The sequence below is a fragment of the Streptomyces sp. MB09-02B genome (genome assembly GCF_033794485.1).
Classification (GTDB): domain Bacteria; phylum Actinomycetota; class Actinomycetes; order Streptomycetales; family Streptomycetaceae; genus Streptomyces.
Window position 1 is genome coordinate 1 of sequence record NZ_JARGEE010000337.1, and the last position, 10,117, is coordinate 10,117.

General features: G+C 68.4%; 9 protein-coding genes, 1 rRNA gene and 1 pseudogene. All 11 read right to left on the minus strand.

The genetic code is table 11. The features are described from left to right. Positions 1 to 62: 62 nt before the first annotated feature. A pseudogene (locus tag P1P70_RS33365) lies at positions 63 to 1,025 on the minus strand (DNA polymerase IV); the annotation flags it as partial. Between the two features lie 90 nt (positions 1,026 to 1,115). Then, on the minus strand, positions 1,116 to 1,793 hold the full coding sequence (locus tag P1P70_RS33370) for a MerR family transcriptional regulator (protein WP_319244478.1): 678 nt from the start codon (positions 1,791 to 1,793) through the stop codon (positions 1,116 to 1,118). Between the two features lie 295 nt (positions 1,794 to 2,088). Next, on the minus strand, positions 2,089 to 2,562 hold the full coding sequence (locus P1P70_RS33375) for a bifunctional nuclease family protein (RefSeq protein ID WP_005475662.1): 474 nt from the start codon (positions 2,560 to 2,562) through the stop codon (positions 2,089 to 2,091). An 84-nt stretch (positions 2,563 to 2,646) separates the two neighbouring features. Further along, positions 2,647 to 3,402: a MerR family transcriptional regulator gene (locus tag P1P70_RS33380; RefSeq protein WP_319244480.1), complete on the minus strand. Its 756-nt coding sequence runs from the start codon at positions 3,400 to 3,402 to the stop codon at positions 2,647 to 2,649. 42 nt (positions 3,403 to 3,444) lie between these two features. Continuing rightward, complete coding sequence (locus tag P1P70_RS33385; RefSeq protein WP_215451069.1) at positions 3,445 to 4,416, minus strand: FHA domain-containing protein; 972 nt, start codon at positions 4,414 to 4,416, stop codon at positions 3,445 to 3,447. Between the two features lie 61 nt (positions 4,417 to 4,477). Beyond that, a complete protein-coding gene (locus P1P70_RS33390) occupies positions 4,478 to 5,353 on the minus strand; it encodes a DUF881 domain-containing protein (protein ID WP_319244483.1) in 876 nt (291 codons plus the stop codon). A gap of 5 nt (positions 5,354 to 5,358) precedes the next feature. Continuing rightward, positions 5,359 to 5,691: a small basic family protein gene (locus P1P70_RS33395; protein ID WP_319244485.1), complete on the minus strand. Its 333-nt coding sequence runs from the start codon at positions 5,689 to 5,691 to the stop codon at positions 5,359 to 5,361. Continuing rightward, positions 5,688 to 6,593, minus strand: coding sequence for a DUF881 domain-containing protein (locus P1P70_RS33400; RefSeq protein ID WP_319244486.1), 906 nt, complete (start codon positions 6,591 to 6,593; stop codon positions 5,688 to 5,690). Before P1P70_RS33400 ends, P1P70_RS33395 begins: the two co-directional genes overlap by 4 nt. A gap of 98 nt (positions 6,594 to 6,691) precedes the next feature. Next, the gene (locus P1P70_RS33405; protein WP_319244488.1) at positions 6,692 to 9,187 is read right to left on the minus strand and encodes a mannose-1-phosphate guanyltransferase; all 2,496 of its coding nucleotides are present in this window, start codon (positions 9,185 to 9,187) and stop codon (positions 6,692 to 6,694) included. 112 nt (positions 9,188 to 9,299) lie between these two features. Next, the gene (locus tag P1P70_RS33410; RefSeq protein ID WP_319109547.1) at positions 9,300 to 9,908 is read right to left on the minus strand and encodes a CDP-alcohol phosphatidyltransferase family protein; all 609 of its coding nucleotides are present in this window, start codon (positions 9,906 to 9,908) and stop codon (positions 9,300 to 9,302) included. A 110-nt stretch (positions 9,909 to 10,018) separates the two neighbouring features. Then, positions 10,019 to 10,117: ribosomal RNA gene (gene rrf / locus P1P70_RS33415) — 5S ribosomal RNA — on the minus strand; the annotation flags it as partial.

Here is a 10,117-nt window from a genome sequence, read left to right on the forward strand (position 1 = left end):
TTTTTTTTTTTTTTTTTTTTTTTTCTCATTGCTTTTCTTTTGCAGTGTCAGATCTGTATAACAGCCAGCTCCCGCACCACCGCCGGGTCGTCCGTGGGCCCCCGCAACGTCTCGGACCGCGTCAGCGTGGAGAAGTCGTACCGCCGCACCTTCAGCACGATCGTCCGCCCCGACAGCCCGGCCCCCCGCAACCTCCGCACGCACCGGTCCGCGAGCCGCTGCACCTCCATCCGCACCCGCACCCGGTCATGGATGTCGACGTCGTACGTGTCCTCCACCGACACCGACTTCGTGTCCCGCTCGGCCACCACCGCGCGGTCGTCCCGCGCCAGCGCCATCGCGTACAGCCCGTGCCCGTGCGCCTTGCCCAGCAGCCGTACGACCTCGTCCTCGCCGGCCTCCACAATCTCCTCGACCGTGGTGATCCCGGCCCGCCGCAGATGGTCCCCGGTCGCCGGCCCCACCCCCGGCAGGATCCGCACGGACATCGGCCCCAACAAGGCCCGTTCGGTCCCGGGCTCGATCAGCACCAGCCCGTCCGGCTTGGCCTGCTCGGAGGCGATCTTCGCCAGCATTTTGGAGGCCGCGAGCCCCACGGAGCCGGTGAGCGCGGTCACCGCCCGTATGTCCGCCCGCAACCGCGCTCCCACCAGCCGCGCGGAGTCCTCGTCCCAGGCCGCGCTCCCCGCCTCCAGGTCCACGAACGCCTCGTCCAGGCTCAACGGCTCCACCAGAGGAGACAGGTCCCGCAGCAGCCCCATGACCTGATCGCTGATCGTCCGGTAGAACGTGAAGCGCGGCGTGAGATACGCGGCGTTCGGAGCGAGCCGGCGCGCCTGCGCCATCGGCATCGCCGAGTGCACCCCGAAGACCCGGGCCTCGTACGAGGCGGTCGCGACCACCCCACGCGGCCCCAGCCCGCCCACCACAACGGCTTTCCCCCGCAGACTCGGCTTGGACGCCTGCTCCGCCGAGGCGTAGAAGGCATCCATGTCGAGATGCAGGATCGTGGGCGCGGTTCTCACATCTCCGATGCTGCCCTACGCCACTGACAATGCCCCTGTGCCACGGTCGCGGCGGCGTTCACCCCACACCGCCCGGCTCCGCGCCGCCCCTCAGACCGCCCTGTTCCGACGCCGTGCGAGCTCGTCCGACGGGTTGTGACCCACGAGCGTCTCCCCGGTGTCCACCCGCTCCCCGTGCAGCTGGGAGAGAGCGCTTTCCACGTCACGCCAAACGACCCCGACGGCGATCCCGAAGATCCCCTGGCCGCCCTGGAGCAGGGCGTGGACCTCGTCGGGCGAGGTGCACTCATAGACCGTGGCCCCGTCGCTCATCAGCGTCATCCGCTCCAGGTCGCTGAAGCCCCGCTCCCGCAGATGCTGGACGGCGGTGCGGATGTTCTGCAGCGACACCCCCGTGTCGAGGAACCGTTTCACGATCTTGAGGACGACGACGTCCCGGAAGCTGTAGAGGCGCTGCGTCCCGGAGCCCTGCGCGGAGCGCACACTCGGCTCCACGAGACCGGTGCGGGCCCAGTAGTCGAGCTGCCGGTAGGTGATGCCGGCGGCCGCGCACGCGGTGGGACCGCGATAGCCGACGTTCTCATGGGGTTCGGACGCCGCCCCCGCGCTGTCCTGCACGGCCGCGGGCCGCTGCGGGACGTGACCGGCCGCGCTGCCGTGATGGGGGTCCCCCCAGCTCGAGCGCAGCCGAGAGCCTGGGTACGGGCCGCCGTCCCCCAGCCTGCGTTCGGGGGCACCCCCAGCCGTACCGTCGCCGCTGCTTCTCACGCCGACCTCCGTCCTTGACCTGCCTTGTCGACGGTAGGCAGCCACCCCGGGTGCGTCAACGACCACCGCACTCGCCACGCCGAGTGATAATCACCCTGAGAGTGGTTTCGCGTGCCCTCCCGCGGGGAAAGGCTAGCCGAATGCCCTCCGGCGGAGCCGCCCGACGCCGCACCGGCCCCCGGCATGTGCGGAGCCCCGCTCGGACGCCGTCACCGCAGCACGAGCCCTCCACCTGCAGGGGATCGGCGACCGGCGGCGCCGAGGCCTCACGGCCCCGCACGACCACCCGCCGGCCTCACTGGCTGTTCGTGCCGAAGTCCTCGGGCGAGATCTGGTCGAGGAACTCGCGGAACTTCTCCACCTCGTCCTCCTGCTCGTCCGGGATCGCGATGCCCGCGTCGTCGAGCACCCCGTCACTCCCGAAGATCGGCGTTCCCGTACGCAGCGCCAGCGCTATGGCGTCGGAAGGCCGTGCACTCACCTCGACCCCACTGGCGAACACCAGCTCCGCGTAGAAGACGCCCTCACGCAGGTCGGTGATGCGCACTTCCGTGAGCTCCTGGCCGACGGCCTCCAGCACGTCCTTGAACAGGTCGTGGGTCAGCGGCCGCGCGGGCGCCATGCCCTGCTGGGCGAAAGCGATCGCCGTCGCCTCCCCCGGCCCGATCCAGATGGGGAGGTAACGGTCGCCTCCCACTTCGCGCAGGAGCACGATCGGTTGGTTGGAGGGCATTTCGACCCGGACACCTACGACATCGAGCTCGTTCACACAGCAACCCTAGGCCGTGCCCGGGATGTTTGGGTAGTCGAGCCCAGATCGGCCGACCGATCCGCCACAGGCGAACACCGCGCCTCAGCGGAGCCGTACGCCCAGCGCGCTCTGCACCAGAGCCGCGTGCAACTTCACGGTGAGCCCGGCCAGCTCCCGCGTCCGGTCCTCCGCGTGCGCCCTGGTCTGCGGATTACGGTGCAGCCGCAGAGGCGCGACGACCTGGTCCACAAGCCCCGCCTCACGGTCCGCGGCGGCCCGCATCACCCTCAGGTGCCGCGGCTCGATACCGAACCGACCCAGTTCGACCACAAGCGTGGCGACGGTGAGTGTCTCGGCGTCGTACGACCCGTCCGGCAGCGCGGCCACCAGCCCGTACGACTCCCACTCCGCCAGCTGCTCCTCGTCGATCCCGGCGCCGGCCAGGAGCTCACCGCGCCCGATCCGGGTGGCCGTCGGCTCCTCCGGTTCCCCGAGGAGCTCGCTCAGGCGCTCTCCGTCGCCGACGTCACGCTGACGCCCCACGGCCGGCAGCCGTACGTCCTCGCCCCGCTCCAGGGCCTCCAGATACTCACGGATCACCTTGAGCGGCAGATAGTGGTCCCGCTGCATCCTGAGAACGTGTCCCAGGCGCTCGACGTCCTCGGCACTGAACTTGCGATACCCCGAGGGGGTCCGCTGCGGCTCGATGAGCCCCTCCGACTCCAGGAAACGGATCTTGGAGATGGTTACCTCGGGGAACTCCTCGCGCAGTGCGTTCAGCACCGCGCCGATGCTCATCAGGCCACTGTCCGCGGCGGCGGTGCCGTGGCCGGCACCACCGCTCGTTGTTCGAAGCATGGACCTTCCCTGGGGTCCCCCCGGACGCGGTCCGGGGGAGGGTCAGTAGCCCCGCTGGCTCGCGTAGAAGACCAGCCGGTACTTGCCGATCTGCACCTCGTCGCCGTTGTGCAGGGCGACCTGGTCGATCCGCTCACGGTTGACGTACGTGCCGTTGAGGCTGCCGACGTCGGCGACCGTGAACGAGCCGTCCTGGCCCCGGCGGAACTCCACGTGGCGACGCGACACGGTCACGTCGTCCAGGAAGATGTCGCTCTGCGGGTGACGGCCCGCCGTGGTCAGATCGCCGTCCAGCAGGAAGCGGCTGCCCGCGTTCGGGCCGCGACGCACCACCAGGAGTGCCGAGCCGAGCGGCAGCGCGTCGACGGCGGCCTGTGCCTCGGGAGAGAGGGCCGGCAGCTGGGTCTGGCCGGTGACCTCGGAGTCATAGGCCTCGAGGCCCGAGATGGAGATCGTGGAGGTCGTCTCGGACGGACGCTCGGGGGTCGCACCGGCCCGCAGCGGAGCACCGCAGTTCGAGCAGAAGCGGCTGTTCTCCGCGTTGCGGTTACCGCACCTCGTACACACCAGGGCCGACATCGACGGATCCTCCTGCCGCGGCTGCCCCGCCGGGGCATTGGACGCATACGGGTCTGAAGCGAACCCTCCACCCGTACCTGAGGTTGACGGATCACCGAAACCTATGCGGCCCGACTGGGCAGGGTCAACAGACGGCGCGCCCTGACCTCCGGAAATGTCACCTCCCGGACCAGCGACCTGGTCCCGGAACATGGGGCGCTCACCGCCCTGGCCCTCCGCTTCCGAAGGCTGCGCGCGATGACGGGAGGTCGCGTTGTCGCTACCCTCTCGCGCGCTCTTGCCGAACAACTTCGCAAACAACTTCACGGGCGATTCCCCTTGACCGAAACAGACCCGCCCGTGGGGCAGGACGAACCCTGACTGAACACACCGGCCGAGCCGGACAACCTCACAACGTCCGTACCCACCGGACAGTTTCCACCACGCACCACCCATTCGGTGCGCCGACCCCCCGCAACCTCATGCCCTCGCCGGACGGGCCCCATGCACCTGCGGTTCACTGGGAGGACGACCGAGCGTAGTCAGGCCGCTTCGCCGCTCGCAAGGCGTCCACGACGATCTCCTCCGCCCGCCGCACCGTCACGGTGGCCTGCTCCTTCTCCAGTGTCTGCACCACGCCTCCGGGGATGTTCAGTGCGGGCTCGAGGTCCTGCGGATTGCCGATGACCTTGAAACGAAACGGCTGAGTGATCTTGTTCCCGTCGACCCTGATCCCGTCGTCGGAATCGGTCAGATACGTGCTGGCCACGACCCGTACGCCGTTCACCTGGATCGCCTCCGCGCCGGCCGCGCGCAGCTCCTGGATCGCGTCGAGCAACATGTCCGCCTCGACCGTCCCCTTCGTGTCGTCGATCGTCAGTGTGATGCCGGGCCCCTGCGCCGCCACGGTGCCCGCCAGAATGCCGAGTTGCCGCTCCTTCTCGACCGTCTGCTTGCGCGCCTCCTCGGCCTGGTCCGAGCTGGTCTCCAACTCGGTGCGCTGATCCTCGAGACCCTGCTTCTCCTCCTCCAGACGCTGCGTACGGTCATCCAGTTCATCCAGGATGCGAACGAGATCCTCCTGGCGTGCTCCGCGCAGGGCGCTGTCGTCGTTGTTGGACGCCACCTGGATGGCCAGCCCGAAGCCGAGGCCGAACAGCAGGAGGGCCACGATGAGTTGGGCACGGGTGAAGCGCGGCGGCCAGAGCCCCTGGGCCAGCCGCCGCCGCCCGGTCAGCTTGCTCTTCTCCTCCTGAGGCGCCTCACCGGGCTCCTCGGCGGCCGTGGGGGCCACCTCCTGAGGAAGCTCCCGGCGCAGCCGGGCCGTCGGTGTGTCGTCCCCGCCCGCACCGGGAGTCGGCTTCGGATCCGGCGTACGGTCCTGGTCGCTCATCGGCCTCACGCCCGGAACACGTGCCGGCGGATCGCCGCGGCGTTGGAGAAGATGCGGATCCCGAGGACGACCACGACGCCCGTGGACAGCTGGGCGCCGACGCCCAACTTGTCGCCGAGGAAGACGATCAGTGCGGCCACGACCACGTTCGACAGGAACGACACGACGAAGACCTTGTCGTCGAAGATGCCGTCCAGCATCGCGCGCAGACCGCCGAAGACGGCGTCCAGCGCCGCCACCACGGCGATGGGGAGGTACGGCTCCACCACCGCCGGTACCTCGGGCTGGACCAACAGTCCGGCCACGACACCGAGGACGAGGCCCAGTACGGCGATCACGATGTGCCCTTCTCTGTGCTGGGTTCTGCTGTTCGTACGATCACGCTCGGCGCGGCCGGCACCTTGATGTCGTCCTCGACGGAGATGCTCGTGCGGATGCCGAAGTTCTCCTGGAGGGCGTGCAGATACAGCCCGTCGGGGCTGTTCTGGAACCTGGTGCTCAGCCGCTGCCCGTCCCCCACCGCGAGGACTGTGTAGGGCGGTGCCAGCGGCTTGTTGTCGACCAGTATCGCGTCGCCCGCGGCCCTGATCGCCGACAGCGCGGTGAGCCGCTGACCGTTGATCGAGACGGCTTCGGCGCCGGACTCCCACAGCCCGTTGACGACCCGCTGCATGTCCCGGTCCCGCACGCGGCCGGTGTCCGAGAAGCCGGAGGTCTCGCGCGGATCGCCGTCACCGCCCTGGGCGGCGCCCTTGGAGTCGTTGACGACGAGACGGACTCCGGGGCCGTGCACCTCGACGGCGCCGGACAGGATGCTCGTCAGGTCGTTCCCGTCACTGCCGCCGTCGTCCTCGAGTGCCCTGCGCTGGCGTGCGCTCACGTCGTCCCGGAGCTCGTCCACGGAGTCCTCGAGCTTGTCCGCCGCGGTGGTCTCCTCCTGGATGCGGTCGATGAGCTCCTCACGCTCCTTGGCGACCACGGGCGCGCTGATCCGCGCCTGCGCGGCACCCACCGTCACCACCAGGGCGGCGAGGACCAGACCGACCGCGAGTCCCAGTTTGGCCCGCACCGTCTTCGGCATGCCCTCGGTGCCCGCGGCCTTCTTGCGGGCGGCGGCCTCGGCGTATCCGTCGTCGAGGCTGTGGTCCATGACGTTGTTGAGCAGCGACATGGAGGCGTCCGGACGCGACGGGCGCGCGGGTGTGCTCCGAACGGGGGGCTGCTGCGGCATGCCGCACATCGTCGCACGTCGCGGCCGGTACCTCCGAATGGCCCCACCGGCGTGCCGGACAGGCCCCGTTGGGGGCACTTGTCCGGCACGCGCGCGTACGACGTGTTTCAGCGGCCGGCGCTGTCCACGACCGCCGACCACTCGTCGAGCAGGGACTGCGCGGAGGCGTCGTCGGGCCCCTCGGCCCACAGATGCGTGACGGCTTCGGCCGGGTCCGGCAGGACCATGACCCACCGTCCGTCGGTCTCCACGACCCGCACGCCGTCCGTGGTGTCCACGAAACGGTCCCCGGCCGCCTCCACGACCCGGCGCATCACCAGGCCCTTGACGGCCCACGGAGTGGCGAGATCCCGCTTCAGGACATGCGCCCGCGGGATCCGCGCGTCGATCTGGCTGAGCGTGAGCTGCGTGCGCGCCACCAGTCCGATGAGCCGTACGAAGGCCGCGGTCCCGTCGAAGACGCTGCTGAACTCCGGCACGATGAAGCCACCACGCCCGTCGCCGCCGAAGATCGTCGTCTCGTCGCCGCCGACCCGCGTGAGGTCGTCCGGCGAGGTCGTCGTCCACTCGACCTGGGTGCCGTGGTACGCGGCGACCTGCTCGCCGATCCTGGTGGTGGTCACCGGCAGTGCGACCCGTCCGCTCCGCCTCTCTGCGGCCACCAGGTCGAGCATGACCAGCAGGGCCCGGTCGTCCTCGACGATCCGGCCCTTCTCGTCGACGAGCGACAGCCGTTCACCCACCGGGTCGAACCGCACGCCGAACGCGGCTCGCGAGGACGCGACGATCTCGCCCAGCCGCACCAGCCCCGACCGCCGCATGTCGCCCGTCTCCGTCGGGCGCGACTCGTCGAGACCTGGGTTGATCGTCAACGAGTCGACACCGAGCTTGCCGAGCAGACTCGGCAACACCAGCCCGGCGCTGCCGTTGGACGCGTCCACGACGACCTTGAGCCCCGACTCGGCGATCCCGGTCGTGTCGACATTGCGGAGCAACGAACCGGTGTACGAGTCGAACACGCTGGCCGGGAAGTGCAGGTCCCCGATCTCACCGGGGAACGCGCGCCGGTACTCCTGCCGCGCGAACACCCGGTCCAGCTTCCGCTGGCTGGCCTGCGACAGGTCGGCGCCCTGTCCGTCGAAGAACATGATGTCGACGGAGTCGGGAACCCCCGGCGTCGTCCGGATCATGATCCCGCCTGCACTGCCCCGCGCGGTCTGCTGCCGCGCCACCGGCAGCGGTACGTTCTCCAGGTCCCGTACGTCGATGGCGCTGGCCTGCAGCGCCGAAATGACGGCCCTCTTGAGCGCGCGGGCACCTCGGGAGTGGTCACGGGCGGTGGTGACCGTGGAGCCCTTCTTGAGGGTCGTCGCGTAGGCTCCCGCGAGCCTCACGGCCAGCTCGGGGGTGATCTCCACGTTCAGGATGCCGGAGACGCCCCGGGCCCCGAACAGGTGGGCCTGTCCTCGGGACTCCCAGATCACCGAGGTGTTGACGAACGCGCCGGCCTCGATCGTCTTGAAGGGGTAGACGCGCACGTTCCCCTGGATGATCGATTCTTCGCCGACGAGACACTCGTCGCCGATCACCGCGCCGTCCTCGATCCGTGCGGCGCGCATGATGTCGGTGTTCTTGCCGACCACACAGCCACGCAGATTGCTGTGCTGCCCGATGTAGACGTTGTCGTGGACCACCGCCTTGTGCAGAAAGGCCCCGCTCTTCACGACGACGTTCGAGCCCACGACGGTGTGCTCGCGGATTTCGGCGCCGGCTTCGACCTTGGCGTAGTCCCCGATGTAGAGCGGCCCGCGCAGCACGGCGTCGGGGTGCACCTCGGCACCTTCGGCGATCCACACGCCAGGCGAGAGCTCGAACCCGTCGATCTCGACGTCGACCTTGCCCTCCAGCACGTCGGCCTGAGCCTTCACATAGCTCTCGTGCGTGCCGACGTCCTCCCAGTAGCCCTCGGCGACATAGCCGTAGACCGGCTTGCCCTCCTTCATCAGCTGCGGGAAGACATCGCCGGACCAGTCGACCGGGACATCGGCCTCGACATAGTCGAAAACCTCGGGCTCCATCACATAGATGCCCGTGTTGACGGTGTCGGAGAAGACCTGGCCCCAGGTGGGTTTCTCCAGGAACCGCTCGACCTTGCCCTCCTCGTCCACGATCGTGATGCCGAATTCCAGCGGATTCGGCACCCGTGTCAGGCAGACGGTGACCAGCGCACCCTTTTCCTTGTGGAAATTGATGAGCTCGGTGAGGTCGAAGTCGGTGAGGGCATCGCCGGAGATGACGAGGAAGGCATCGTCCTTCAGCGCCTCCTCGGCGTTCTTGACGCTCCCGGCGGTACCGAGTGGCTTCTCCTCATTGGCATAGGTGAGCTCCATCCCGAGCTCCTCGCCGTCCCCGAAGTAGTTCTTGACGAGTGACGCCAGGAACTGGACAGTAACGACGGTCTCATTGAGCCCATGCCTTTTGAGCAGCCGCAGTACGTGCTCCATGATCGGGCGGTTCGCCACGGGCAGGAGCGGTTTGGGCATGCTCGAGGTCATGGGGCGAAGGCGTGTGCCTTCGCCTCCGGCCATCACGACGGCCTTCATGTCGGAAGCGTCCTCCTTGAAGAGACGGTCTAGCCGACTTCACCCGTCCAGATTGTCCCGCACTTTTCCGACGCGGGCCATCGAGCCACTAAGGGCTACCCCCTGGGCGGGCTCAATCGGCCATGGCGTCCGCACTGACGAGTCGGCGGACCTGAACCACGTAGAGGATCCCTGCCCACCAGTACAGCGTTGTACCCCATCCGGCGAACGCCCATCCGAAAATCGCAGCGAGTGACGAGATCCACCCGTTTCCGTCACTGAGCAGGAGCAACGGGAAGGCATACATCAAGTTGAACGTGGCCGCCTTGCCGAGAAAGTTCACCTGCGGCGGCGGATAGCCGTGCCGTCTAAGGATGCCCACCATCACCAGCAGAACCAGCTCACGCAGGAGAAGTACACCGGTCAACCACAACGGCAGAATCTCGCGCCATGTGAGGCCCACCAGAGTTGACAGGATGTACAACCTGTCAGCCGCGGGATCGAGAAGCCGGCCGAGGCTGCTGATCTGGTTCCAGCGTCGCGCCAGCTTGCCGTCCAGATAGTCACTGACGCCGCTGAGAGCGAGCACCAGGAGCGCCCAGCCGTCGGCCTTGGGGCCGCCGAACTCGGGCCAGAGAATCAGCCACAGAAAGACGGGAACGCCAACGAGCCGCGCCATGCTGAGGATGTTCGGGATGGTGAGGACCCGGTCCGTCTGGACCCGTGTCTCTTGGACCTCCACCCGGGGGCCTCCTGGGAGAAAATGAGCCAACGATGCCCCCTGACCCTACCTCAACGCAAAAAAGCTCTGGCTCTTGGGCATCGTGCCCAAGAGCCAGAGCTCTAAAAGGAGTTCGGCGGCGTCCTACTCTCCCACAGGGTCCCCCCTGCAGTACCATCGGCGCTGTAAGGCTTAGCTTCCGGGTTCGGAATGTAACCGGGCGTTTCCCT

What these genes read in the sequence shown, in the direction of transcription:
- P1P70_RS33385 (WP_215451069.1), bottom strand. Translation starts at nt 4,416, where the DNA reads ATGGGTGGTGCGTGGTGGAAACTGTCCGGTGGGTACGGACGTTGTGAG.
- P1P70_RS33405 (WP_319244488.1), bottom strand. Translation starts at nt 9,187, where the DNA reads ATGAAGGCCGTCGTGATGGCCGGAGGCGAAGGCACACGCCTTCGCCCC.
- P1P70_RS33400 (WP_319244486.1), bottom strand. Translation starts at nt 6,593, where the DNA reads ATGTGCGGCATGCCGCAGCAGCCCCCCGTTCGGAGCACACCCGCGCGC.
- P1P70_RS33380 (WP_319244480.1), bottom strand. Translation starts at nt 3,402, where the DNA reads ATGCTTCGAACAACGAGCGGTGGTGCCGGCCACGGCACCGCCGCCGCG.
- P1P70_RS33390 (WP_319244483.1), bottom strand. Translation starts at nt 5,353, where the DNA reads ATGAGCGACCAGGACCGTACGCCGGATCCGAAGCCGACTCCCGGTGCG.